This window comes from Streptomyces sp. GSL17-111, assembly GCF_037911585.1.
Classification (GTDB): Bacteria; Actinomycetota; Actinomycetes; order Streptomycetales; family Streptomycetaceae; genus Streptomyces.
On sequence record NZ_JBAJNS010000001.1, the window covers coordinates 209,936 to 233,717 of the forward strand.

General features: G+C 75.3%; 20 protein-coding genes. 9 read left to right on the forward strand and 11 right to left on the reverse strand.

What is annotated here, in order from left to right; translation table 11 throughout:
• Nucleotides 1-46: 46 nt before the first annotated feature.
• The 3 genes from V6D49_RS01000 to V6D49_RS01010 all read right to left on the reverse strand — a co-directional run bounded on the left by V6D49_RS01000 (nt 47) and on the right by V6D49_RS01010 (nt 6,459).
• A complete protein-coding gene (locus V6D49_RS01000) occupies nt 47-3,682 on the reverse strand; it encodes a hydantoinase B/oxoprolinase family protein (protein ID WP_340556230.1) in 3,636 nt (1,211 codons plus the stop codon).
• A gap of 40 nt (nt 3,683-3,722) precedes the next feature.
• Nucleotides 3,723-4,850, reverse strand: coding sequence for a glycosyltransferase family 4 protein (locus V6D49_RS01005; RefSeq protein WP_340556232.1), 1,128 nt, complete (start codon nt 4,848-4,850; stop codon nt 3,723-3,725).
• 112 nt (nt 4,851-4,962) lie between these two features.
• Nucleotides 4,963-6,459 (reverse strand): HEAT repeat domain-containing protein, encoded by a 1,497-nt coding sequence (locus V6D49_RS01010; protein ID WP_340556234.1) that lies wholly within the window; start codon nt 6,457-6,459, stop codon nt 4,963-4,965.
• Between the two features lie 297 nt (nt 6,460-6,756).
• Here V6D49_RS01010 and V6D49_RS01015 point away from each other — a divergent pair, with 297 nt between their 5' ends.
• Nucleotides 6,757-8,271 (forward strand): PP2C family protein-serine/threonine phosphatase, encoded by a 1,515-nt coding sequence (locus V6D49_RS01015; RefSeq protein ID WP_340556236.1) that lies wholly within the window; start codon nt 6,757-6,759, stop codon nt 8,269-8,271.
• Nucleotides 8,272-8,286: 15 nt separating this feature from the next.
• On the opposite strand, the gene V6D49_RS01020 is transcribed toward V6D49_RS01015, so the two are convergent.
• Complete coding sequence (locus V6D49_RS01020) at nt 8,287-9,771, reverse strand: DNA-binding protein NsdB (protein WP_340556238.1); 1,485 nt, start codon at nt 9,769-9,771, stop codon at nt 8,287-8,289.
• A 254-nt stretch (nt 9,772-10,025) separates the two neighbouring features.
• Between V6D49_RS01020 and V6D49_RS01025 the strand changes: the two genes are divergently transcribed.
• Both V6D49_RS01025 and V6D49_RS01030 read left to right on the forward strand, forming a co-directional pair.
• A complete protein-coding gene (locus tag V6D49_RS01025; RefSeq protein ID WP_340556240.1) occupies nt 10,026-11,141 on the forward strand; it encodes an aminoglycoside phosphotransferase family protein in 1,116 nt (371 codons plus the stop codon).
• Nucleotides 11,142-11,318: 177 nt separating this feature from the next.
• Nucleotides 11,319-13,334, forward strand: a complete 2,016-nt coding sequence (locus V6D49_RS01030; RefSeq protein ID WP_445330446.1) for an N-acetylmuramoyl-L-alanine amidase — start codon at nt 11,319-11,321, stop codon at nt 13,332-13,334.
• Between the two features lie 22 nt (nt 13,335-13,356).
• Here the strand turns inward: V6D49_RS01030 and V6D49_RS01035 are convergent, their stop codons facing one another.
• Nucleotides 13,357-13,857: a hypothetical protein gene (locus tag V6D49_RS01035; protein WP_191208321.1), complete on the reverse strand. Its 501-nt coding sequence runs from the start codon at nt 13,855-13,857 to the stop codon at nt 13,357-13,359.
• A gap of 21 nt (nt 13,858-13,878) precedes the next feature.
• Entirely contained in the window at nt 13,879-14,277 is a 399-nt protein-coding gene (locus tag V6D49_RS01040) for an ACT domain-containing protein (RefSeq protein ID WP_340556242.1), read from the reverse strand.
• A gap of 162 nt (nt 14,278-14,439) precedes the next feature.
• Between V6D49_RS01040 and dhaK the strand changes: the two genes are divergently transcribed.
• The 3 genes from dhaK to V6D49_RS01055 are packed head-to-tail and all read left to right on the forward strand — an operon-like array spanning nt 14,440 to nt 16,525.
• The gene (gene dhaK / locus V6D49_RS01045; protein ID WP_340556244.1) at nt 14,440-15,432 is read left to right on the forward strand and encodes a dihydroxyacetone kinase subunit DhaK; all 993 of its coding nucleotides are present in this window, start codon (nt 14,440-14,442) and stop codon (nt 15,430-15,432) included.
• Between the two features lie 8 nt (nt 15,433-15,440).
• Nucleotides 15,441-16,118 carry a dihydroxyacetone kinase subunit DhaL gene (gene dhaL, locus V6D49_RS01050; protein ID WP_445330609.1) on the forward strand — a complete coding sequence of 226 codons (678 nt, stop codon included), beginning with the start codon at nt 15,441-15,443 and terminating at the stop codon, nt 16,116-16,118.
• Nucleotides 16,115-16,525 carry a PTS-dependent dihydroxyacetone kinase phosphotransferase subunit DhaM gene (locus V6D49_RS01055; RefSeq protein WP_340556246.1) on the forward strand — a complete coding sequence of 137 codons (411 nt, stop codon included), beginning with the start codon at nt 16,115-16,117 and terminating at the stop codon, nt 16,523-16,525. The genes dhaL and V6D49_RS01055 overlap by 4 nt, the downstream gene beginning before the upstream one ends.
• A 9-nt stretch (nt 16,526-16,534) precedes the next feature.
• Here V6D49_RS01055 and V6D49_RS01060 read toward each other — a convergent pair whose 3' ends face one another.
• Nucleotides 16,535-17,047 carry an NUDIX hydrolase gene (locus V6D49_RS01060; RefSeq protein ID WP_340556248.1) on the reverse strand — a complete coding sequence of 171 codons (513 nt, stop codon included), beginning with the start codon at nt 17,045-17,047 and terminating at the stop codon, nt 16,535-16,537.
• Between the two features lie 59 nt (nt 17,048-17,106).
• Nucleotides 17,107-17,889 carry a glutamate racemase gene (locus V6D49_RS01065; protein ID WP_340556249.1) on the reverse strand — a complete coding sequence of 261 codons (783 nt, stop codon included), beginning with the start codon at nt 17,887-17,889 and terminating at the stop codon, nt 17,107-17,109.
• A 311-nt stretch (nt 17,890-18,200) separates the two neighbouring features.
• Here V6D49_RS01065 and V6D49_RS01070 point away from each other — a divergent pair, with 311 nt between their 5' ends.
• Nucleotides 18,201-18,719, forward strand: coding sequence for a DUF6643 family protein (locus V6D49_RS01070; protein ID WP_340556250.1), 519 nt, complete (start codon nt 18,201-18,203; stop codon nt 18,717-18,719).
• Nucleotides 18,720-18,788: 69 nt separating this feature from the next.
• Nucleotides 18,789-19,613 carry an MOSC domain-containing protein gene (locus V6D49_RS01075; RefSeq protein ID WP_340556252.1) on the forward strand — a complete coding sequence of 275 codons (825 nt, stop codon included), beginning with the start codon at nt 18,789-18,791 and terminating at the stop codon, nt 19,611-19,613.
• A 49-nt stretch (nt 19,614-19,662) separates the two neighbouring features.
• On the opposite strand, the gene V6D49_RS01080 is transcribed toward V6D49_RS01075, so the two are convergent.
• From V6D49_RS01080 to V6D49_RS01090, 3 genes are all read right to left on the reverse strand, one after another.
• The gene (locus tag V6D49_RS01080; protein WP_340556254.1) at nt 19,663-20,199 is read right to left on the reverse strand and encodes a hypothetical protein; all 537 of its coding nucleotides are present in this window, start codon (nt 20,197-20,199) and stop codon (nt 19,663-19,665) included.
• Nucleotides 20,196-20,636 (reverse strand): hypothetical protein, encoded by a 441-nt coding sequence (locus tag V6D49_RS01085; protein ID WP_340556256.1) that lies wholly within the window; start codon nt 20,634-20,636, stop codon nt 20,196-20,198. Before V6D49_RS01085 ends, V6D49_RS01080 begins: the two co-directional genes overlap by 4 nt.
• 125 nt (nt 20,637-20,761) lie before the next feature.
• Nucleotides 20,762-21,211, reverse strand: a complete 450-nt coding sequence (locus V6D49_RS01090; RefSeq protein WP_340556258.1) for a Crp/Fnr family transcriptional regulator — start codon at nt 21,209-21,211, stop codon at nt 20,762-20,764.
• A gap of 144 nt (nt 21,212-21,355) precedes the next feature.
• On the opposite strand from V6D49_RS01090, the gene V6D49_RS01095 reads away from it, so the two are divergent.
• Nucleotides 21,356-23,749, forward strand: coding sequence for a phosphoketolase family protein (locus tag V6D49_RS01095; protein ID WP_340556259.1), 2,394 nt, complete (start codon nt 21,356-21,358; stop codon nt 23,747-23,749).
• Nucleotides 23,750-23,782: the final 33 nt, after the last annotated feature.

Sequence of the window (23,782 nt, forward strand, 5' to 3'; positions counted from 1 at the left end):
TAGGCGCTGCCGACGACACCGGACGCCGCGCGGCCCGGAGGCGCGCTCACCGGGCCGGTCGGCCCAACGGGCGGCCGTACCCTCCGCCGCCCGGTGTCTCGACGACGAGCACGTCGTCGGTGCCGAGGTCCACCGAGGCGACGCCGTCGAGCGGTGTCACCGTCCCGTCGGCCCGTTCCACGCTGTTGCGTCCGCAGGCGCCCGGGGCGCCGCCCGCCATGCCGTAGGGCGGCACCCGGCGGTGCCCGGTCAGCAGGGCGGCCGTCATGGGTTCGAGGAAGCGCAGCCGCCGCACGACACCGTCGCCGCCCGGCCAGCGGCCCGCGCCGCCGCTGCCGGTGCGGACGCGGAACTCCTCGACGCGCACCGGGTAGCGCCATTCGAGGATCTCGGGGTCGGTGAGGCGGGAGTTGGTCATGTGGGTCTGGACGGCGTGGGCGCCGGGGAAGCCGTCGCCCGCTCCGGAGCCGCTGGCCACGGTCTCGTAGTACTGGACGCGGTCATTGCCGAAGGTGACGTTGTTCATCGTGCCCGAGCCTTCGGCCTGCACGCCGAGGGCGGCGTAGAGGGCGCCGGTGACGGCCTGCGAGGTCTCCACGTTGCCCGCGACCGTGGCGGCCGGGTGGGCGGGCGCGAGCATCGAGCCGGCGGGGATGCGGACGGTGAGCGGTGTCAGGCACCCGCTGTTGAGGGGGATGTCGTCGGCGACCAGGGTGCGGAACACGTACAGGACGGCGGCCATGACGACCGAGCTGGGCGCGTTGAAGTTGTCGTCGCGCTGGGGCGAGGTGCCGGTGAAGTCCAGTTCGGCGCTGCGGTGTTCGCGATCCACGCGCAGGGAGACGGCGATCACGGCGCCGCTGTCCGTCTCGTACCGGCAGGAGCCGTCCCGCAGCCCGGCGATGATGCGCCGCACCGACTCCTCGGCGTTGTCCTGCACGTGCCCCATGTAGGCCCGTACCACGTCGAGGCCGAAGTGCTCGATCATCCCCCGGATCTCGCTGATGCCCTTCTCGTTGGCGGCGATCTGCGCGCGCAGGTCGGCGAGGTTGGCGTCCGGGTTGCGGGAGGGGTGGGGGCCCGCGCCGAGCAGGGCACGCGTCCCGGCCTCGCGCAGCACTCCGTCACGGACGAGGAGCCAGTTGTCGAACAGCACGCCCTCGTCGTGGACGGTGCGGCTGAAGGCGGGCATGGAGCCGGGGGTGAGGCCGCCGATCTCGGCGTGGTGCCCGCGCGAGGCGACCAGGAACAGCAGCTCGGGCGTGCGGGCCTCGCCGACCGCCCCCGGCTCGGCGAAGACGGGGGTGACGACGGTGACGTCGGGCAGGTGCGTACCGCCGTGGTAGGGGTCGTTGATCGCGTACACGTCGCCGGGCCGCATGGTGCCGGTGTTGCGGCGCAGCACCTCCTTGATGGACTCACCCATCGACCCGAGGTGAACGGGGATGTGCGGGGCGTTGGCGATGAGGTTCCCGTCGGCGTCGAAGAGCGCGCAGGAGAAGTCCAGCCGTTCCTTGATGTTGACGGAGTGGGCGGTGTTCTCCAGGCGCAGCCCCATCTGCTCGGCCACGGCCATGAACTGGTTGTTGAAGACCTCCAGCTTCACCGGGTCGACCTCGGTGCCGACGGCGGTGGTGCGGGGCCGGGGCGTGGCCCGGGTGACGACCAGGTGCCCCCACTCCCCCGCACCCGCCTGCCAGCCCTCGTCGACGACGGTGGTGGCGTCGGGTTCGGCGATGATCGCCGGGCCCCGGACGGTCTCGCCCGGACGCAGGTCCGCGCGCCGGTACAGGGGGACGTCGCGCCGGCCCTCGGGCCCGTGGGCACGGACCCGCGCGGCCGGGGGCGGCACGCCGGGACGGGCGGCGCGCTCATCGCGGTGCGGCGTGTACGCACCGGCCCGGGCGGTGGCCAGGGCGACGGCCGTGGCGGCGACCAGGGGCTTGTCCATGGTGAACCCGTACCGGGCACGGTGGGCGGCCTCGAACGCGCCGCGCATCGAGGCGAGGTCGTCGAGCTCGACGGGCAGGGCGGCGTCGGTGCCGGCGTAGCGCAGGTGCACCCGGGCGCGGGTGCTGACGTCCGGCGCCGCGAAGCCGTCCGCCCGCAGCTCGGCGGCCGTCTGCTCGGCCAGTTCCGCGCAGACCTCCCGTACGGCGGGCAGCGTGGCGTCGCCGAGTTCGGCCTCCACCGATCGCTCCCGCATCGCCGTGGCGTCGGCGACCCCGATGCCGTAGGCGGACAGCACGCCGGCGAGCGGGGGCACGAGAACGGTGTCGATTCCCAGGGCGTCGGCCACGGCGCAGGCGTGCTGTCCGCCCGCGCCACCGAACGCGGCCAGGGCGTAGCGCGTGACGTCGTGGCCGCGCTGGACGGAGATCCTCTTGACGGCGTTCGCCATGTTGAGCACGGCGATCTCCAGGAAGCCGGCGGCCACCTCCTCCGGGGTGCGACGGTCCCCGGTGGCGGCGGTGATCTCCTCGGCGAGGGCGGTGAAGCGGCGCCGGACCTCCTCGGCGTCGAGCGGCTCGTCCCCCCGGGGGCCGAAGACGTGCGGGAAGTGGTCGGGCTGGATCCGTCCGAGCATGACGTTGGCGTCGGTGACGGTCAGGGGGCCGCCCCGGCGGTAGGCGGCCGGTCCCGGCACGGCTCCGGCGGAGTCGGGGCCGACGCGGTAGCGGGCGCCGTCGAAGTGCAGGACGGACCCACCGCCCGCCGCGACGGTGTGGATGTCCATCATGGGCGCGCGCATCCGCGCCCCGGCCACCTCGGCGTCGAAGGTGCGCTCCAGATCCCCGGCGTAGTGCGAGACGTCGGTGGACGTGCCGCCCATGTCGAAGCCGATGGCCCGGTGGTGGCCGGCCTCGGCGCAGCTCCGGGCCATGCCGACGACCCCGCCGGCCGGACCCGAGAGAACGGCGTCCCTGCCGCGGAAGTGAGCCGCCTCCCGCAGGCCCCCGCCGGACTGCATGAACATCAGGTCGACGCCGCTGAGCTCGGCCGCCACCTGCTCGACGTAGCGGCGCAGCACCGGCGAGAGGTAGGCGTCGACGACGGTCGTGTCGCCGCGCGGCACGAGCTTGATGAGCGGGCTGACCTCGTGGGAGCAGCTGACCTGGGTGAAGCCGGCCTCGGCCGCGAGGCGGGCGACCTCCCGCTCGTGGCCGGGGTGGCGGTAGCCGTGCAGCAGCACGACGGCGGCCGAGCGGAATCCGTCCGCCCGTACCTCGCGCAGGAGCCGCACGGTGGCGGCGGTGTCCAGCGCGGTGACCGGTTCACCGTGGGCGCCGACGCGTTCGGGGATCTCGACGACGCGGTCGTAGAGCGCTTCCGGCAGCACGATGTGCCGGTCGAAGAGGCGCGGGCGGTTCTGGTAGGCGATGCGCAGCGCGTCGCGGAATCCGGCGGTGGTGAGCAGGACGGTCGGCTCACCGGTGCGCTCCAGGAGGGCGTTCGTCGCGACGGTGGTGCCCATCTTGACGGCGGCGACGCGGTCGGCGGGCACCGGCTCGTCCGGGCCGAGTCCCAGCATGCGGCGGATACCGGCCACGGCGGCGTCCCGGTAGCGGCCCGGGTCGTGGGACAGCAGCTTCGCCGTGATCAGCCGCCCGTCGGGCCGTCGGCCGACGACGTCGGTGAAGGTGCCGCCCCGGTCGATCCAGAACTCCCAGCGTCCGCTCATCGCTCCATCGTGTCAGGTACGGGCGCGGCCGCGCCGCCGGTCAGACGGGAAGCCCGGCGCGGGCGTCGCGGACCTGCTCGTAGTGGATCAGGAGCCGGTCGCCGACCGCTTCCCAGGTGCGTGCGGCGACGCCCGCCCGCCCCGCCTCGGCCAGCCGGGCGCGCAGCGCCGGGTCGTCGCGCAGGGTGCGGACGGCCTCCCGCACGGCCACGGCGTCGCCCGGGGGCACCAGGAGCCCGGTGCGGCCGTGGTCGATCAGGTCCAGCGGGCCGCCGGACGCCGGTGCCACGACGGGCACGCCGCTGGCCTGCGCCTCCTGCACGGTCTGGCAGAACGTCTCGAACGGGCCGGTGTGCGCGAAGACGTCCAGGCCGGCGTAGATGCGGGCGAGTTCCGCCCCCGTGCGGCGGCCGAGGAAGACGGCCCCCGGCAGGGCCGCGCGCAGGGCGGGTCCGCTCGGCCCGTCGCCGACCACGACGACCCGTACGCCGGGCAGCTCGCAGACCTGGGCGAGCAGGGCGACCTGCTTCTCCGGCGCGAGCCTGCCGACGTAGCCGACGAGCAGTTCGCCGCCGGGCGCCAGGGCGCGGCGCAGCCGTACGTCACGGTGACGGGGGTCGAACCGGCTGGTGTCCACGCCGCGCGGCCACAGGTGCACCCGGGGCACGCCGTGCGCGCCCAACTCGGCGGCGGAGGCCGTGGAGGGCGCCAGGGTGCGGTCGGCCGCGGCGTGGACGGCCCGGATGCGCCGCCAGGCCGCCGCCTCCCCCGCACCGAGGTAGGTGCGGGCGTACCCGGCGAGGTCGGTCTGGTAGACGGCGACGGTGGGCAGGCCGAGCCGTGCGGCGGCCGCCATGCCCCGGACGCCGAGCACGAACGGTCCGGCCAGGTGGACGAGGTCGGCGCGGTGGCCGGCGAGGGCGGCGGCGAGGCGGCGGCTGGGCACCGCGACACGCACCTGCGGATAGCCCGGCAGCGGCAGGGAGGGGACGTGCACGACGGGGGCGGGGCCGTCGGCGCGGGGGCGACGGGCGCCCGGCGGCGGGGCCGGCGCGACGACCAGCGGGGCGTGGCCGCGCCGCTGCAGGTGCCGGGCGGTCTGCCAGGCGCTGTGGGCGACGCCGTTGACGTCGGGCGGGTAGGACTCGGTGACGATGGCGACTCTCATAGGGGGTTTCTCGCCGCCCCGTGCGTGCCCGGGGCGGCGACGGCGTGTCCGGCAGCGGAACGCCCCGTGAGCGCTTGCCCCCGGGCCCGACGCGGAGCGCCCGCGTCCCGGTTCAGCCGCCGCTCTGCGCCCCCGGTTCGAGCCGGCCGCGCACGGCGCTCTGGACGCCGGCCTCCTCGGCCGGGTCGGCGGCCAGTCGGCGCAGCCGTTCCACGACCCGGTCGTCGCCCGTGGTGGCGGCCCGCGCGGCGACCTCGCGGGTGGACTCCTCGCAGTCCCACAGGCATTCGACGGCGAAGGAGGCCGCGAAGGCCGGGTCGGTGGCGGCAAGGGCCCGTGCCGTGCGTCCGCGCAGCTGGGAGGAGGTCGTCTCCCGGTAGAGGTGCCGCAGGACGGGCGCGGCACAGCGGACCCTCAGTCGCCCGACGCCGTCCACCAGGGGCCACAAGGCGTCGCTGTCGCAGCCCGCCGCCCGCACGGTGCGCCGGAGGGCCGCCAGGACGGCGTCGGCGTCCCCGGCGTCGCCACGGCAGGCGAGCATCGCGGCGGCCTCGACCCCGAGGACGTCGTCGCGGCCCGCCCAGCGCCGGGCGCGCACGACGGCGCCGGCGCCGCGCATCCGGGCGAACGCGGCGGCGGCGGCCCGGGCGACCTGCGGGGAGCCGTCGGCCACGGCCAGCTCGACGAGGTCGAGGGCCTCGGGGTCGCCGCCCTCCGCGAGGTGGCGCAGGGCGGCCTGGCGGGCCGTGTCGGCGCCGCCGCGCCCGGCGGCGAGCAGTGCGGGCCGGTCCTCCGGCCCCGCGACGGCCGCCAGGCAGCGAGCGGCGGCGGCCGCCCGCTGCTGCCGGGCGAGATCGGGGTCGAAGGGCTCGGCGTCCGCGGACTCGTCGCCGGGCGGCGTCGGCGGCTCCTCCGCCCAGGCGAGGACTTCGCGGACGCTCCAGCCGGGGCGGGGGCCGGCCGAGCGCAGCTGGCGGGACCAGCGGTCGAAGGAGTGCTGCTCGCGGGCCCTGGACAGGCGCTCGCGCTGCTCGGGGCGGGTGGGGTCCTCCTCCCACAGTCGCCACGGGCGCGGCTCGAACGCCCCGCGCAGGGCGGCGGCCAGCTCGGCGTCGCCGTCGGCGGTGCGCGGGAAGCGGCTGAGGACGGCGGGGCCCAGCCGACGCAGCGCGGTGTCGTCGTCGCGGACGGCGAGCTCGTCCAGGGCCCACGGCCAGTTGGCGCCCCGGGCGGTGTACTCGCGCAGCAGCCGCAGGGCCCCGACGTTGCCGTAGGAGGCGAGGTGCCCGAGCACGGAGAGGGCGAGCCCGGTGCGCTCCTCCCGGGTGTCCAGCTGATCCTGCGGCGAGAAGAGGTGGGCGGCGACGGCGTCCAGCCCGGCGTCGAGGTCGCGGTGGAGGCGGGCGTAGTACAGGGAGCGGTGCTCGACCTGCCAGTCACGGCGCGGGTCGTTGGCCAGACAGTGGTGCAGGGCGGCGAGGGCCTCGGCACGGGGCGCCGCCAGCGCGTGCAGCGTGCCGTCACCACGGCCCCGCTGCAGCAGGCCGAGCAGCGTACCGCTGGGCGCTATGTCTGGATCGACGTATTGGCCGAGATTTTCCGCGTACATAGAGGTCAGCATCCGGTGCGGGGTGAGTGGCTGGCAACGGGATTTCCGTCGGGGGTCTTCTTGCCGGTGAGGCGGCTGCCCAATCCCGTGTACCGGGGCGGGCGCCGAGGCCGCAGCCTACTGGAGGAGTGGATTCCGCCGGGCCGGGGTGGGGCGCCCGTCAACCGTTGACACATGCCGAAGGCAACACCGTATCGGGTGTTGCCAAACGGCTTACGGCATGTCGCGGTCTGTGCAAGAGTCGTTACCGGACTCTTCCCCGGCGCACGCCGCTCACTGCTCGTATCGGAGTACGCGATGCCCTCACACTCCTCGGCGGACAGCCCGTCCGCGCCGGTGCCCGGCCCCGGCACCCTGGACACGCTGATCTCGCGCACACACAGCCTGCGCGGCGAGGTCGACGCCGTCCGCCAGGGGGCCGAGCAGGAGGAGGGAGGTCACAGCACCGATCCGGAACGCCGCTGGCAGCGCGCCCTGTGCGACCTCGCCGTGCTGCACCTGGACGACCTGGGCCGCCGGCTCGACCAGCTGCGCGACGGACTGTCCACCGCGCCGACCGGACCCGCCGGGACGGACGCACCGGCCGGGTGCCCCCCGCGGGCCGCCTCGGCGGAGCGGGTGGGCAACGCCGAGTGGAACTTCCTGACCGACGAGGTGGAGTGGTCCCCGGAGCTCTACACGATCTTCGGGCGCACGCCCGAGACCGGACCCCTCTCGCTCGACGAACTGCCGACCTGGCTCCTCCCCGACGACCAGGCGTGGTTGATGGGCGCCGTCACCGACTGCCTCGTCGACGCCCGGCCCATCGACGGCGAGTTCCGCATCCTGCGGGACGACGGCACGCTGCGCACCCTTCACATGCGCGGCGAACCCGTCCTCGACGGCGAGGGCCGCGCCGCCTCGGTCTGGGCCGTCGTCCGGGACGTCAGCACACTGCGCCGGGGGGAACGCACCGCGCGCGAGTCCCGCGACCTGGCGCGGCAGCAGCGTCAACTGGCCCGCACCGAGCGCCGGCTGGCCGTCGAGCTCCAGGAGGCCGTGCTGCCCCCGTGGCGGGAGGAGCTGCGGCTGCCGGGACCGCACGGCTCCACCGGCGGCGGCCTCGACCTCGCCGCGCGCTACCTGCCGTCCGCCTCGGACGGCCTCATCGGCGGCAGCTGGTACGACGCCATGGCCCTCGGTGACGGCTCGACCCTGCTGACCGTCGGGGACCTCACCGGGCACGGCGTCGAAGCGACCTCCGGCATGGCGATACTGCTCGGCGCCGTGCGGGGACTGGCGCTGGCCGGGGTGCGCCCGGGCCCGCTGATGGGACACCTCAACCAGTTGCTCGACGGGGCGGCCCAGCCCGCGCTCGGGAGCGCGGTCTGCTGCCGCTACGAACCGGGCACGGCCACGCTGACCTGGGCACAGGCCGGAAACCCGGCGCCCGTCCTCTACCGCGCCGGGCACGGGCGTCGGCTCGATCCGCCCGAGGGCGTGCTGCTCGGTGCGACCAGCGGCGCGGTCTACGCCGAGCACAGCGAACGGCTCGCTCCGGGCGACCTGCTGGTGCTGCACACGGACGCCCTCGCCCCGCACGTCCCCGCATCCGCCCCGGACGCCCCGGACGGAACGGGTGCCACGGACGGAACGGGTGCCACGGCCCGCCTCCTCGGTCTGGGCGGCCGACTCACCGCAGCGCGCTCCGCGCGCGAGGGCCTGCGGCTGGTCGTCGAGGAGTTCGGCGCAGCAGCACGCGAGGACGACGCCTGTGCCCTGATCGCACGCGTTCCCGGCCCGCCGCCGGGCGCGCCCGCGCCCGGTACGTGACGTCCCCGCCGCAGGTCAGACGTCGAGACCTCCCGGGCTCCTGACCGCGGCCGTACGCGGCTTGGCGGGGGCCTTCGGCAGGGCGTACTCCAGCTCCTCGCGCAGGCTCTCGATCTTCGGGTAGCCGGCGTACTGGGCCGTCAGCCGGTACATCTCCCGCAGCCGGTCCCAGGTGCGGTGCGAGGAGGTCTCCCCGATCGACACCAGGGCGAGCCGTGCGTAGCGGTCGGCCTGCTCCGGATCGTCGGCGATGAAGCACGCCGAGGCGAGCGAGATGTAGTCGAAGATCTGGGACCGCTGGTACCCCTTGCCGCGCAGCTCCAGGGCCCGCTTGGCGTGGAACTCGGCGGAGCCCGCCGCACCCGGGTCGTGGTCGGCCAGTGTGCGGAACGCCAGTGCCTGCATGCCGTGCAGGTCGGCCTCGTCGAAGTTCTGCATCCAGCTGGGCGGCGGCACGTCCCCCCGGTCGGAGGTGAACAGCTCCTCCGCCTCGCCGAGGGTGCGGCGCATGGCCTGGCCGCGCCCCATGGACGCCTGGGCCCACGCCTCGATGGTGTGCAGCATGGCCTGGGTGCGGGGCAGCGTCTCCTCACCCGAGCCGGAGCGTGCCAGCTTCATGAGGTCGAGCGCGTCCCCGGGACGGCCGAGGTGCACCATCTGGCGTGCGGCCCGGGAGAGCGCCTCTCCGGCGCGTGGCCGGTCGCCGCCTTCCCGGGCGGCGTGGGTGGCGAGCACGAAGTACTTCTGCGCGGTGGGTTCCAGGCCGACGTCGTGCGACATCCACCCGGCCAGGACGGCCAGGTTGGCGGCGACGCCCCACAGACGTCGCTTCAGGTGCGGCGGATGGTCGGTGGCGAGCATGCCGCCGACCTCGTTGAGCTGCCCGACGACGGCCTTGCGCTGGAGCCCGCCGCCCCGGGAGGCGTCCCAGGCGCGGAAGACCTCGACCGAGCGTTCCAGGGCCTCGATCTCCTCGGCGCCGACCGGTGGGACGTCGTCGAGGTCGAAGGCGGCGTGTTCCGCGGTGGCGGGACGGCCGGCCGGGGATCCGGCCGGGTCGCTCCGCAGCCAGTCGTTCAGGGAGTTGTGGAGGGCTGATCCTGCGGCGAGCGCGGCACCCGCGCCCACCAAGCCGCGTCGGTTGAGCATGAGGTCCATTCCCGTGAATTCGGTGAGGACCAGGGCGGTCTGATCAGGGGCCCACGGCAGGCCGGTCACGGACTGCCGCCGGGCCGATGGCCCTGATCTGCCGAACCCGAGGTCCTCGATGGTCACGACACGGCCGAGTCGCTCGGTGAACAGAGAGGCCAGCACCCTGGGAACGGGATCGCGCGGGCTCTCGCCCCGGTCGATCCAGCGCCGCACCCGCGAGGTGTCCGTGGCCAGTTGGAGGTGCCCCATGGCCGCAGCGTGCCGGTTGACCATCCGGGCGAGTTCGCCCTTGGACCAACCGGTCAGCTCGAACAGATCCGCGAGACGGGTGTTGGGTCCTTTGTTCACGTCAAGCCCCCAGGTTCTCGGCTGAGTTGACAGTAACGGCCGCAGCGGGGGGTCGGGTGCATTCGCCAGGGGTTCGCCAGGGTCCGCCACATGGTCTGCCACCCGCTGGGCGGTGTGATGTAGAAGAGCGCCGCCCCGGCTCTGTCGCCGTCCGGTGACCGACCGGCATTCCCCAGGGTGCGGGATGCGCCGGACGTGGGCCGGACCGGGGCAGCGCACACACCTGTCGGCGCACGAAGGGATCCGGCTCGCGCATGTATCACGCAACGTCCCCCGTGTCCGCCCCGCCCCGGACCGGCCTGGCCGCGCACTTCCCCGGCGCGGGCGCCCCGGAGCGATCGCACCGGGTCCGAGGACCCGTCCCGCTGGGCGGCCGCCAGCCGATCAGCGGGAGGCTCGACCTGTCCGGTGCCCAGGGCGCACGCCTGCGCTCCGCCCTCGCTCTCGTCCACCGCATCTGCCCGGACTTCCGGGCCGTCCAGGTGCTGCGGCACAGCGGCCGCTCGGCGCTTCTGGTGGGCAACATCGGGCGTACCCCGGCGGTGGCCAAGTGCTTACTGGACCACTCCCCCGCGTGGGCCGAGCGGTACCGGCACGAAATAGCGGCGTACCGGGCGTTCGTCCGCCACCGCCCGCCGGTCCGGGCGCCACGGCTGGTCGCGGCGGACCCGGACAGCTGCACCCTCGTCATCGAGCGGATGCCCGGCCGTCCCGCCGCGTTGCAGCGCCACCCCTCGGACCCGGTGCCCGCGGGCGACGTGCGGGCGGTGCTGGGCGCGCTGAGACAGGTGAACGGCTGGCAGCCGCCGGCCGGGCTGTTCGAGCAGCCGCTGGACTACGCCGCCCGGCTGACCCGCTACCACGAGCTCGGTCTGCTCACCGACCGGGACATGGGCGACCTGCACAAACTGTTGCACAGCGCGCTGCAGGGTGGCGGCCAGTCGGCCTGGCAGTTCTGCCACGGGGACGCGCTGCCCGCCAACGTCCTGTTGGCGCCGAGCGGTCCCGTCCTCGTCGACTGGGAGCACGCCGGCTGGTACCTGGCGGGGTACGACCTGGCGACCCTGTGGTCCGTGCTGGGCGAAGCCCCGCTGGCCCGGCGGCGGATCAGCGTCGCGGCGCAGGCGGCGGGTCCGGCGACGCAAGATGCCTTCCTGGTGAACCTGATGCTCGTCCTGACCCGGGAGATCCGCAGCTGCGAGACGGCGGTGCACCGGACGATGCGGAGTCCGGCGCCGGCACCCGGGACGGGCGCCGAGCGGGACGGCGCGTTGTCGGCGGGCGAGGAGCAGCGCCTGCTGCTGCGCCGGCTGCACGACGACGTGGCCCTGGCCCGTCGCGCGGTGCGGGCGGCGGTCGGTACGCGCTGACGGACCGCTGGCGATCGCGGTGAGGGAGCGGTGACGGAGACGGGAAGAAACGTTCCCTGAAGGTCATCGGACGTGACGGCGCGCGGCCGACGGTGTTTGACGCACCGTCGGCCGCGCGTTACCTGTGAGGCAGGCGGGCCGCCACCCCCACCTCCGGGCCCGCGCCAGGAGGCCGCCGTGCCAGGTTCCACTCCGTCCCCCCGCCCTCCGTGCCGCCCGCCGCACCGCCGTCGGGACCGGCGGCTGCGCCGGGCGGCCGTCGGCGCCGTCACGGCCGCGCTGCTGCTCCCGCTGGTGTCGGCGGTCCCGCCGGACGCGCCGGGCGACGCCACGGGAGGCGGCCGGGGCGCGCTGCAGGCCGCCTTCGCGGAGGCGGCCGGGCGCCACGGCGTACCGGAGAACGTCCTGCTCGGCGTGGCGTACCTGCAGTCGCGATGGGACCAGCACGGTGGGGAGCCCAGCGTCTCGGGCGGCTACGGGCCGATGCACCTCACCGACGCCCGCACCGCCCTGGCCCGCTCCCGGCCGCACCACGGGCACGGCGCCGAGGACCCGCGCGGGGACACCGCACGCCCCTACCGCGCCGGTCCCCGTCCCCTGCCGGACACCCGCCGGGTGCCCGTCCGGCTGCGCACGCTGGAGCGGGCCGCCCGACTGACCGGCCTCCCGCCCGGCCGGCTGCGCGGCGACGCGGCCGCCAACGTGCGCGGGGGCGCGGCGCTGCTGGCCGCCGCCCAGCGGGAGCTGGGCCGGCCGCTCAGCGCGGACGCCGGCGCCTGGTACGGGGCCGTCGCCGCCTACACCGGCGCGGAGGAGGGCGGCGGGACCTTCTTCGCGGACGAGGTGTTCGCCCTGCTGCGCCGGGGGGCCGCCCGCACCACCGACACGGGCCAGCGGATGACGCTCCCCGCCTCCCCCGGGCTGCGCCCCGAACGCGAGGAGCGGGCCGGAGCCCCGCGGGAGAACACGGGCGCCGAGTGCCCGAGCGACCTCTCGTGCTCCTGGGTGCCCGCTCCCTACGAGGAGTTCCGGGGCGACGACGGCTCCCCCGACTACGGGAACCACGACCAGGCCGAGCGCCCCGCCGGGCAGCGGATCCGGTACATCGTCGTCCACGACATCGAGGGCTACTACGAGGGTGCCCTCTCGCTCGTGCAGGACCCCACCTACGTCTCGTGGCACTACACGCTGCGCGCTTCGGACGGGCACATCGCCCAGCACGTACGGACCGAGGACGTGGCCTGGCACGCCGGGAACTGGTTCGTCAACAGCACGTCGGTGGGGCTGGAGCACGAGGGGTTCCTCACCGATCCCGACGCCTGGTACACGGAGGCGATGTACCGGTCGTCCGCCCGCCTGGTGCGCTACCTGGCAAAGCGCCACGACATCCCACTCGACCGGCACCACGTCCTGGGCCACGACAACGTACCCGGCGTGACGACGGCGGCGATCCGGGGCATGCACACGGACCCGGGGCCCTACTGGGACTGGGCGCACTACTTCGAGCTGCTCGGCTCCCCGTTCACCCCGGCGGAGCGGGCGGGGACGGACACCGGGCTGGTCACCATCCGTCCGGACTACGCCACCCACCGGCCGGTGTTCACGCGGTGCGACGGCACCGGCGCGAGGTGCCCGGCGCACGGTTCGGGCGCGGTACGCCTGCACACCGCGCCACGCGCCGACGCGCCCCTCGTGAGGGACGCCGGGCTTCACCCGGACGGCAGCCACGCCACCGACGGGGTGAACGACGTCGGAGCCCGCGCCTCGACCGGGCAGACGTACGCGGTGGCCGGACGCGAAGGCGACTGGACGGCCATCTGGTACCTGGGGGAGAGGGCGTGGTTCCACGACCCGGCCTCCCGTCCGGCCGCCGTACCGGCGCGGGGACCGGCGGTGACGCCCCGGGCGGGCGCGGACTTCGTCCCGGTCTACGGACGGGCCTACCCGCAGGCGGAGGCCTACCCGGACGGCGTCCCGCCCCAGGAGGTCTCGCCCCTGCCCTACCGGCTGCGGGCGGGGCAACGGTACGCGGCGGGGCCGCAGGTCCCGAGCGAGTACTACTTCGCGCGGACCTTCGACCCCTCGGGCCACGTCGTCGTGCGGGGCGAGCCCTACCGGCAGATCCAGTTCGGGCACCGGACGGCGTTCGTCAGAGCGGCCGACGTGCGGCTGGTGGAGGCCGGGGAGCGGTGACGGGCGCCCGGCCCGATCACCGTCAGCGCTGCTGGAACAGCTCCGCCGGAAGCGGCTTGAGCAGCTGGTAGAGGTCGTCGGTGATCGGCCGGTCCCAGCTGGCGATGGTGACGAGGACGCCGTCGCTGCGGTCGAACTGCACACAGGCGATCCGGCCCTCGGTGCAGGTGATCCGGCGGACGATCAGCAGGTTCCCGTCGTGCATGACGGGGCAGTCCTCCGTACCGGTGACGGTCACCGGCTCGTCCATCTCCAGCGCGGCGAGCAGCTGGGCCACCTCGAAGGGCACCTCGCCCTCCTCGATGTCCCGCGCCGGCGAGCCGTCCGGCAGATTGCCGATGATCATGGCGGGGCCGCGGCCGCCGAACAGGTCGTACCGCAGGAAGACCCCCTGGCAGCTGCCGTCGGGGGCCGGGAGGAGCCCCGCTCCGAGGTTTCCCGGCCAGTCCTCCGGGTCCATGGCGAGGACGTCGAAGTCCGGACCGGCGGGCGACGCGGGGCTGCGGCGGCGGAGGAAGGACATGCCGCCATGGTACGCGGGCCGCTAGCGCGGACGGCCCGCCAGGTCCTCCAGGACGGCGACGGCCACGGACGAGCGGTCGTAGGGCACGAAGAGATGGTCGTGGTGGTAGCCGGCCACGACGTTGCAGCTGATCCCGGCCTCCGCGAGGGCGGTGGAGACGGCGGCCGTCAGCCCGACCGCCGCCAGCGCCGAGTGCACGCGCAGCGTGATCCACCCGGCGACGTAGTCGTACGGGAGCCCGGCCGCGTCCGCCTCCTCCTTGGTGATCACCAGAGTGCTGCCCTCGTCCTCGGTGATGGACGCGACGGGCCGCACACCGTCGGGCGCCGGGCCCGCGACGGTGGTGAAGACGTAGGCCCCGTGGCGCAGGTCGGGCCGCATGTGGCTGAGCAGTTTCGACAGATCACGTTCGCCTGACACGCTGCCACCCTATGCCGGAAGAAGCCGGGGACGCGCGGAGCACCCCCGCACCGCGTGCCGTCGACGCGGCCGCCGGACCCGCGTGGTGCTGTGGTGGGACGGCCGTCCGGGTGGAAGAGTGACCGGTGGACCGCCTACGCCGGGACGGACGGGAGTTCTGCCGTGAAGCAACTGATCAACGTGCCCGAACGAGTGGTGCCCGACGCGCTGCGCGGCATGGCCGCGGCCCATCCGGAGCTGTCCGTGGACGTGGAGCGACGCATCGTCGTCCGGCGTGACGCGCCGGTGGCGGGCAAGGTCGCCCTCGTCTCCGGCGGCGGCAGCGGGCACGAGCCGCTGCACGGCGGGTTCGTGGGGCCGGGCATGCTCGACGCCGCCTGCCCCGGCGAGGTGTTCACCTCCCCGGTCCCCGACCAGATGGCCCGGGCGGCGGCGGCCGTGGACAGCGGCGCGGGCGTGCTGTTCGTGGTGAAGAACTACACCGGCGACGTCCTCAACTTCGACATGGCCGCCGAGCTGGCGGAGGACGAGGGCGTGCGGGTCGCGAAGGTGCTGGTGCAGGACGACGTGGCCGTCACCGACAGCACGTTCACGGCCGGGCGGCGGGGCACCGGCGGCACGCTCTTCGTGGAGAAGATCGCCGGTGCCGCCGCGGCCGAGGGGGTGCCGCTGGAGCGGGTGGAGTCCGTCGCCCGGCGGGTGGCCGACGCCTGCCGCAGCTTCGGAGTGGCGCTCACCGCCTGCACCACCCCGGCCAAGGGCGGGCCCACCTTCGACCTGCCGCCCGGTGAGCTGGAGCTGGGCATCGGCATCCACGGTGAGCCGGGACGCGAGCGCCGCCCGATGATGACGTCCGGCGAGATCGCCGACGCCACGGTGGACGCGCTGCTGGCGGACGATCCCCCGCGCGGACCCGTGCTGGCCCTGGTCAACGGGATGGGCGGCACGCCGCTCCTGGAGCTGTACGGCTTCAACGCCGAGGTGCAGCGGGCGCTGGGCGAGCGCGGCGTGGCGGTACCGCGCACGCTCGTCGGCAACTACGTCACGTCGCTCGACATGGCCGGCTGTTCGGTGACGCTCTGCCAGGTGGACGAGGAACTGCTGCGGTGGTGGGACGCTCCGGTCGCCACCCCCGCGCTGCGCTGGGGACGGTGAGCGGACTCGTGGACGAACACCGGGATGCGCGGGGCCCCGAGGACGCGCCGGAGGTACCACTGGACGCCGCGTTCTTCCGGCGCTGGCTGACGGCCGCCGCCGCGACCGTCGAGGAGGAGGCGGACCGGCTGACCGAGCTCGACTCGGCCATCGGGGACGCCGACCACGGGGCCAACATGCGGCGCGGGCTGACCGCCGTGGTGTCGGCCGTCGAGGAGGAGCGGCCGCCCACACCGGGGGCGGTGCTCGTGCTCGCCGGGCGCACCCTCGTCTCCACCGTCGGCGGGGCGTCCGGGCCGCTGTACGGCACGCTCCTGCGTCGGACGGGCAAGGCCCTCGACGACGCACCCGAGGTCGGCCTCGCGCGGCTGGCCGGGGCGCTGCGCACCGGGGTGGACGCCGTCGGGCAGCTCGGCGGCGCCACCGCCGGTGACAAGACCATGCTCGACGCGCTGCTACCCGCGCTCGACGCGCTCGACGAGGGCCTCGACGCCGCCGCGCGGGCTGCGGAGAAGGGGGCGGGCGACACGGTGCCGATGCGGGCCCGCAAGGGGCGCGCGAGCTATCTGGGCGAACGCAGCATCGGCCACCAGGACCCGGGCGCGACGTCGTCGGCGCTGCTGTTCGCCGCCCTGGCGCGCACGGCGCGGGCCGGGGCGGCGGACGGAGAGGGTGGTACCCCGTGACGGATCAACCGCAGGTGGGCGTCGTGCTGGTCTCCCACAGCCGCGACGTGGCCGAGTCCGTCGCCCGGCTCGCCACCGAGTTGGCCGCCGGAGGCGCGACGGCCCCGGCCGTGGCGGCCGGCGGCACACCCGACGGCGGGCTGGGCACGAGCGCCGAGCTCATCGCGCACGCCGCCCGGCGGGCCGACCGGGGGGCCGGGGTGGTGCTGCTGGCGGACCTGGGCAGCGCCGTGCTGACGGTCCGGACGCTACTGGCCGAAGGGGACGAACTTCCCCCGGGGGCGCGGCTGGCGGACGCCCCGTTCGTGGAGGGTGCCGTGGCCGCGCTGGTGACGGCCTCGGCCGGTGCCGACGCCGCCGCCGTGGCGGCCGCCGCCGAAGAGGCCTACACCTACCGCAAGACGTAGGCGCGCGGCCTATCGTGCGGCGCCCGGCGTCCCCGGACCGTTCATGGTCGGACGGGCGGGGGCGAACCAGGCGGGGCCGTCGCCGGCGGCCTGCTTGAGGCGGAAGAGGGCGAAATCCTCAAGCGGCGGCAGGGCGTCGGGGGCGAACCAGCCGACCTCCAGCGACTCGTCGTCGTTCACCCGTGCCTCGCCCCCCACCGCACGGCAGCGCAGGGTGATGTCGAGGAACTGGCAGGCGTCGCCGTTCGGGTAGCGCATGGGCTCCCTGGTCTCGACCAGGACGAGGTGCTCCGCGACGCAGTGCACTCCGGTCTCCTCGAGGACCTCGCGCACAGCCGTCTCGGCGGGCTGTTCCCCCGGTTCGCAGATGCCGCCGATGACGGACCACAGCCCGGTGTCGGCACGCCGTCCGAGCAGGACGCGCCCCGTGTCGTCGTGGACGATCGCGGTCACGGCGACGAGGGAGAGGAGGCGCTGCCCCACGACGTCCCGCAGCTCGCGGATGAATTCGGGCACGGGCATGCGCCGAGCCTACGCCGTCCGCTGCCGGGTGGAGCGGGGCGCCGGGGCGTGCCGCCCGGTCAGGCGGGGCTCGGGACGACGAGCCCGCGTCCGGCGGCGTAGCCGAGCGCCGCGTCGGTCAGGCTCTCCCGGCGGCCGCTGCGCAGAACCACCAGCGGCGGCTCGACCGGCGCCGAGGCGTCGTCGCGGGGCCGCACGCGCCGCAGGGCCTGCGCGGCGACGGCCTCCGCCGAGCCGTGCAGCACGGGCTCGGGGGCGCCCGGCGTGCGCACGGCCGCCAGGATGCGGCCGGCGACCAGCTCGTAGTGGGTGCAGCCGAGCACGACCGCGCGGACGCCGGACGGGGTGAGGGCCGCGGCGGCCCGCACGGCGAGGTCGATGGCGGCTTCGTCGGCGCGTTCCACGGCGTCGGCCAGGCCGTGGCAGGGCACCTCCGTGACGTCGACGCCGTCGGCGAACTCGGCGATCAGCCGGCGCTGGTAGGGGCTCCCGGTGGTGGCGGGGGTGGCCCACACGGCGACGGGCCCCCCGGCGGCCACGGCCGGTTTGACGGCCGGGACGGTCCCGATCACGGGCAGGGCGGGTTCCAGCGCGGCGCGCAGGGCCGGCAGGGCGTGGACGGAGGCGGTGTTGCAGGCGACGATCAGCGCGTCGGGGTCCAGTTCGGCGGCGGCACGGGCGCAGGCGAGGGCGCGTGCGGCGATGTCGTGCGCGGTACGCGGCCCCCACGGCATGCCGTCCGGGTCGCTGGACAGGATCAGCCCGGCGTCCGGGCGTGCGCGGCGCACGGCGGCGGCGGCGGGGAGGAGCCCGATTCCGGAGTCGACGAGTGCGATCTTCACGCGGAGAAGCGTACGCGGAGACGGCCGGGGCGCGGGGGCAGGTGCCGGTCGGGGCACGCCGCACGGGTCCGACCCGAGGGCGCCGGGACGACCGGCGGGACGGCCGGCGCGCGGTCGGGGAGCGGACATCGCGGGTGCGGGGTTTCGCGCGTTCCCGCAGGAAGATCGACTCTTTACAACATCCCTACGGAACCGGATGACCGATTTTCCCCGGTTCGCTCAGATGTAGCAGACGCCGACTCTCCAGGGCTCGGAAAATGCCCCCTTACCAGGCTCCTCATACGGCACATCTTCGGCTTAACTTATGGAGCATGACCTCCCCCTCCCCCCGCAGCACCTACGGCGGTGGCTACTACGGTGCCCCCGCCTTTGCTGACACCCCGATCTACGACAGCCTCGTGGCTGAGCGAGGCACACCGCAGATAGCCCCCATCCGCGTGCCGGCCGCGTACGACACGGGTGGCCACCTGCCCGCCCTCCCCGCCGCCCTGCCGGCGCTGGCCTCCGGCGCCGGCGGCCAGCACACCGCGCCGCGCGGCTACGGCTATCCGCAGGTCGCGGCTCCCCAGCCGACCGCGCCGCAGCCCGCCCCCCTGCACCAGGCGCCCGCGCCGTTCGTCCCGCAGCAGAACACCGGGGAGCGCGGCTACGGTTACCCCGGCCCGCAGCAGGGTGGTCCCGGCTACGGGCAGCAGCCCTACCAGCAGCAACAGCCGCAGATGCGGCCGGTCGCCCCGCGCCCGGCGGCACCCCGGCAGATGCCGGCGCCGAGCGCACCGGGCGCGTACGGCGACCCGTACGGGCGCGCGTACCCGGGGGCTGGTTACTGACCCCTGCCGCACACCGCAACGACCCTGCCTGCGCGGCCCGTTGTCCGAGGCGGATGGCACGATGACACCATGCCGACGCCGACACTGACCGCGCTGCACGTCTATCCGGTGAAGTCGCTGGCCGGTACCGCCCCACGGGAAGCCGAGGTCGAACCGTGGGGGCTGGCCGGTGACCGCCGCTGGATGGTGGTGCGGGAGGGCCGTCAGCTGACGCAGCGGGATGTACCCCGTCTCGCCCTCGTCGTGGCGCGGGGGCGCGCGGACGGCGGGCTGTCCCTGGGCGCTCCCGGGATGCCGCGGCTCACGGTGGACGCGCCGGGGCCAGCCGAAGAGATGCTGGACGTGCGGGTCTTCGGGGACGCGGTGCGGGCCGGAAGCGCCGGCGCGCGGGCCGACGCGTGGCTGTCCCGGTACGTCGGCGCGCCGGTACGGCTCGTGCGGATGGCGGCGCCGGAACGGGACCGGTCGGTCGATCCCCGGTTCGGCCGCCCGGAGGACACCGTGAGCTTCGCCGACGCCTATCCGCTGCTGCTGACCGCCGAGTCCTCGCTTGCCGCACTCAACTCGCTGATCGCCGAGGGGGACCACGCGGGCGAGGGCCCGCTGCCCATGGACCGCTTCCGGCCCAATCTCGTCGTCGGGGGCACGGCCCCCTGGGCCGAGGACGGCTGGCGGCGCCTGCGGGTGGGGGACGTGGAGTTCGAGGTGGTCAGGCCGAGCGGGAGATGCATCGTGACCACCACGGACCAGGCGACGGGCGAGCGGGGCAAGGAGCCGCTGCGCACCCTGGCCCGCCACCGTCGGTCGGGGGACCGGCTGGTCTTCGGCCAGAACCTGGTCCCGCGGACCACGGGCACGGTGCGCCGCGGGGACGAACTGCGCGTCCTCGGCTGAGGCGCGGTCCGAGGAGCTCCGGTTCCGCCCGCCCGCCGCGTCGCGGACGCTACCCTCCGGCACGTTGCGGTGAGGTTGCGCCGGGCTCGGCCCCTCGCCCCGGCAGCCCGTAGGCCGCGCGCAGGGCCTCGACCCGGGCGGCCGGCACCCCCCGCCCCGCCGCCGGGGAGACGGTGAGGAGGGCTTCCCAGGCAGCCAGGTCCTCCTCGCCGTGGGGGCTGCTCACCCACTCGGTGAGCGCTCCCGCGTCGCGGTGAAGGAGCAGGGCGTGCCGCAACCGGTGCTCCGTACGCTGCCGTACCCGGGCGATGCCGGGTGCCTCGGAGCGGGGCAGCACCGGGCCGCGGCAGGCCGCGAGGGCGCCGGTCAGGTCGTGGGCGCGCAGCGCGTCGTCGACGTCGTCCAGGTCGGTGGCCGGGGTGGTGCGCAACCGGTAGGGGCGGGAGCGCAGGTCGTCGCCCAGCAGCTGGCGGAGCCGGGAGAGTTCGGCGCGCAGCGTGACGGGGTTGATGTCGCGTTCCCCGTACAGCTCCACGGCCAGCCGCACCCCGGTGAGCCCTTCCGGGTGGGTGGTCAGCAGCGTCACGATCTCGCTGTGCCGGCGGCCGAGGCGGAGCGGTCCGGCGGCGGAGCGGGACAGGAGCGCCTCGTCGCGGCCGAGGACGCGGAGGTTGTGGCGGCGGACCGTCGGGGCCCGCGCGGCGAGGAACCCCTCGGCGGCCCGCGCGGTCGCCCGGACGAGGGCCAGCGCGTGCGGAGCAGTTCGCGCAGGAGGGGGAGAACGGGGGCCAGGGGGTGCGCCGCACGGTGTGCGGCGAGGTCCCCCTCGGTGAGGACGACGCGGGCGATGCCGTCCGGCGCGACGCCCGCGCCGGCGCAGCGCCGCCAGGAGTCGGCGAACACGTGCCGGACGGGCGCGGAGACGGTGCCGTCGGCGAGGAAGGTCTCGTGCGCCCGGCGGACGGCCCGGGCCCGCTCGGCGGGGTCGGCGCCGCTCTCCAGGGCCAGCCATGGAATCAGCACACAGCCCGTCGTGGTGCGGTCCGCCCGGCGTCGGCAACGAACTTCACCATTCAATCACCACGTCGAACGTGTGACCGGACTGCGGGGCGGGGGCCCGGTCGAGCCGGGGAGCGCGGTCGGGCGGATCACCCCGGGCCGTACGGCCCGAAGGCCTCCAGAAGGCGGGCACGCGAGCGTTGGAGGCGGTGCGAGATGATCTCACCGACGGCCAGCGCCAGCGCGTAGCCCAGTTCGTGGTCCTCCTGACACAGGCCGCGCACCTCGGCCGCGTCGAACTCCAGGGCGCGCACCGGGCTGCCCGCCTCCCCGCCCATGTGCCAGGTGTACGGGCGGAAGAGCCAGGACCAGCCCAGCAGCTCACCGTGCCCGACGGTCTCCACCGCCTGCGGACGCCGGCCGGGAATGTGCTGGTCGAGGGTGACCGACCCGGTGTGGATGATCCAGAACCGGTCGGCCTTGGCCCCCTCCTCGAAGAGGCGTGCCCCGGCCGGGAAGGAGACGGGGCGCCCGAGGGCACGGAGCCGTTCGCTGTGGCCCGGCGGCAGTGAGCCGAGCAGTCCGGTCATGGTCCGCATCGCTGGGCCTCCTCGCCTCGCCGGACCTGCGCCTGGCCGGGCCTGCCCCGGCCGGGGCTCGCGCGGAGGCGGGTGTGTGGGCCGGAGCAGCGCGGTAACCCGCCCCGGAACCGCCGTGACGCACACCCCTTCGCCGGAGGGCCCATGACAGACACCCATCGTCTCACCGAACGCGCTTGCGAGCAGCTCGATGCGCACTGGCGCGCAGCGAACTACCTCGCGGCCGGGCAGCTGCACCTCAGGGCCAACCCGCTGCTGCGGGGAGACCTGCGCCCCGAACACGTCAAAGCGCGACTCCTCGGGCACTGGGGCACGTGTCCCGGTCTGACCCTGGTGTACACCCACCTCAACCGGCTGATCAGCGAGCGCGAGCAGCGGACGCTGTGCGTGTGGGGGCCGGGCCACGGGGCGGCGGGAGTCCTGGCGGGTGCCTGGCTCGACGGGACCCTCGGCGAACGGGACCCGGACGCCGCCCGGGACGGCGACGGCATGGCGCACCTGTTCCGCCGGTTCTCCCACCCCGGCGGCCTCGGCAGCCACACCGGCCCCGCCGTCCCGGGCTCGCTCCAGGAGGGTGGAGAGCTGGGGCACTGCCTCTCGCACGCCTACGGTGCCGCCTACGACCATCCCGACCTGCTCGCCGTCTGCGTCATCGGCGACGGCGAGGCGGAGACGGGGCCCCTCGCGGCCTCCTGGCACGCCAACAAGTTCCTCGACCCGGTGCACGACGGCGCGGTGCTGCCGGTCCTGCACCTGAACGGCTACAAGATCGCCGGGCCCACCGTGCTGTCCCGCATCCCCGAGGAGGAGCTGCGGGACCTGCTGCGCGGCTACGGGCACGAACCGCTGTTCGTCACCGCGACGCCGGACAGCGTTCCGTCCGACGTCCACCGGGCCCTCGCGGAGGCCCTGGACACCGCCGCGGACCGGATCGCCGCCCACCAACGGGCCGCGCGACGAGGCGGCGTCACCGCCCGGCCGCGCTGGCCGGCGATCGTGCTGCGCACGCCCAAGGGCTGGACCGGGCCGGACACCGTGGACGGCATCCGGGTCGAGGACACCTGGCGGTCCCACCAGATCCCGCTGTCGGCGGTGCGGGAGAACCCGGCACACCTGCGGGCGCTCGACGCGTGGCTGCGCTCCTACCGGCCCGCCGAGCTCTTCGACACCGGCGGCCGCCCCCGGCCCGAGGTGCTGGCCTGGGTGCCACCGGGCGACCTGCGGCTCGGCGCGACACCGTACGCCGACGGGGGCCGGCTGCGGCGCTCGCTGCCGCTGCCGGACCCGTCGGCCTACGCCGTGCCCGCCGAGGAGCGCGGCCGGTCCCGCCACGAGCCGACCAGGGTGCTCGGCGGCCTGCTGCGTCACATCCTGGACTCCACCGCCGAGCGCAGGGACTTCCGCGTCCTGTCCCCGGACGAACTGGACTCCAACCGGCTCGGTGCCGTCTACGACGCGACGCCGCGCGCCTGGCAGGGCGGCCTTCGGGAGACGGACGAGCACCTCGGCCGACACGGCCGCGCGATGGAGGTCCTCTCGGAGCACCTGTGCCAGGGCTGGTTGGAGGGCTACCTGCTCACCGGGCGGCACGGCGTCTTCGCGAGCTACGAGGCGTTCGCCGGGATCGTGGCCGACATGGCCACGCAGTACGCGAAATGGCTGCAGAGCGCCCGCGAGGTGCCGTGGCGCTCCCCCGTCTCCGGGCTGACCTACCTGCTCACGTCGCACGTGTGGCGGCAGGACCACAACGGCTTCTCCCATCAGGACCCCGGCTTCGTGGACCACGTCCTCAACAAGAGCCCGGAGGTGGTGCGGGCCTACCTGCCACCGGACGCCAACACCCTGCTCTGCGTCTTCGACCACGTGCTGCGCACCACGGACGTGGTGAACGTCGTCGTGGCGGGCAAGCAGCCGTGCTTCGACTGGCTCGACCCCACCGAGGCGCGCGAGCACTGCGCGCGCGGCGCGGGGATCTGGGAGTGGGCGGGCACCGAGACGGGCGAGCGGGAACCGGACGTCGTCCTGGCGTGCGCCGGGGACGTCCCGACCGAGGAGACGATGGCCGCCGCCGCACTGCTGCGCGGGTGGCTGCCGGAGCTGTCGGTGCGGGTGGTCAACGTCGTCGACCTCGCGCGGCTCGTTCCCGCCGAACGGCATCCGCACGGGATGACGGACGCCGCGTTCCGCGCCCTGTTCACCGACACCCGGCCGGTGGTCTTCGCCTACCACGGGTACCCGTGGCTCATCCACCGGCTCCTGCACGGGAGGCGCGCCGACGACCGCTTCCACGTGCACGGCTACCGTGAGTCGGGGGCGACCACCACGCCGTTCGACATGGTCGTGCGCAACGGCCTGGACCGGTACCGGCTGGTGATGGACGTCATCGACCGCGTGCCGGGGCTCGCGGGCCGCGCGGCCGGCGTGCGGCAGGCCATGGCGGACGTGCGCCACCGCCACCACGCCTGGGTCCGCGAGCACGGGACGGACCTGCCGGAGGTCACGGGCTGGCGGTGGCCGGGCGGGGCGGCGGAGCGCTGAGCACGCGTGCGGTGGCCGCGGCGGGAGCCGGGC

Bases quoted from the DNA above. Each gene is read 5' to 3' on its own strand.
- V6D49_RS01000 (WP_340556230.1), bottom strand. From the start codon at position 3,682: ATGAGCGGACGCTGGGAGTTCTGGATCGACCGGGGCGGCACCTTCACC.
- V6D49_RS01005 (WP_340556232.1), bottom strand. From the start codon at position 4,850: ATGAGAGTCGCCATCGTCACCGAGTCCTACCCGCCCGACGTCAACGGC.
- V6D49_RS01010 (WP_340556234.1), bottom strand. From the start codon at position 6,459: ATGTACGCGGAAAATCTCGGCCAATACGTCGATCCAGACATAGCGCCC.
- V6D49_RS01015 (WP_340556236.1), top strand. From the start codon at position 6,757: ATGCCCTCACACTCCTCGGCGGACAGCCCGTCCGCGCCGGTGCCCGGC.
- V6D49_RS01025 (WP_340556240.1), top strand. From the start codon at position 10,026: ATGTATCACGCAACGTCCCCCGTGTCCGCCCCGCCCCGGACCGGCCTG.
- V6D49_RS01035 (WP_191208321.1), bottom strand. From the start codon at position 13,857: ATGTCCTTCCTCCGCCGCCGCAGCCCCGCGTCGCCCGCCGGTCCGGAC.
- V6D49_RS01060 (WP_340556248.1), bottom strand. From the start codon at position 17,047: ATGCCCGTGCCCGAATTCATCCGCGAGCTGCGGGACGTCGTGGGGCAG.
- V6D49_RS01070 (WP_340556250.1), top strand. From the start codon at position 18,201: ATGACCTCCCCCTCCCCCCGCAGCACCTACGGCGGTGGCTACTACGGT.
- V6D49_RS01075 (WP_340556252.1), top strand. From the start codon at position 18,789: ATGCCGACGCCGACACTGACCGCGCTGCACGTCTATCCGGTGAAGTCG.
- V6D49_RS01090 (WP_340556258.1), bottom strand. From the start codon at position 21,211: ATGCGGACCATGACCGGACTGCTCGGCTCACTGCCGCCGGGCCACAGC.
- V6D49_RS01095 (WP_340556259.1), top strand. From the start codon at position 21,356: ATGACAGACACCCATCGTCTCACCGAACGCGCTTGCGAGCAGCTCGAT.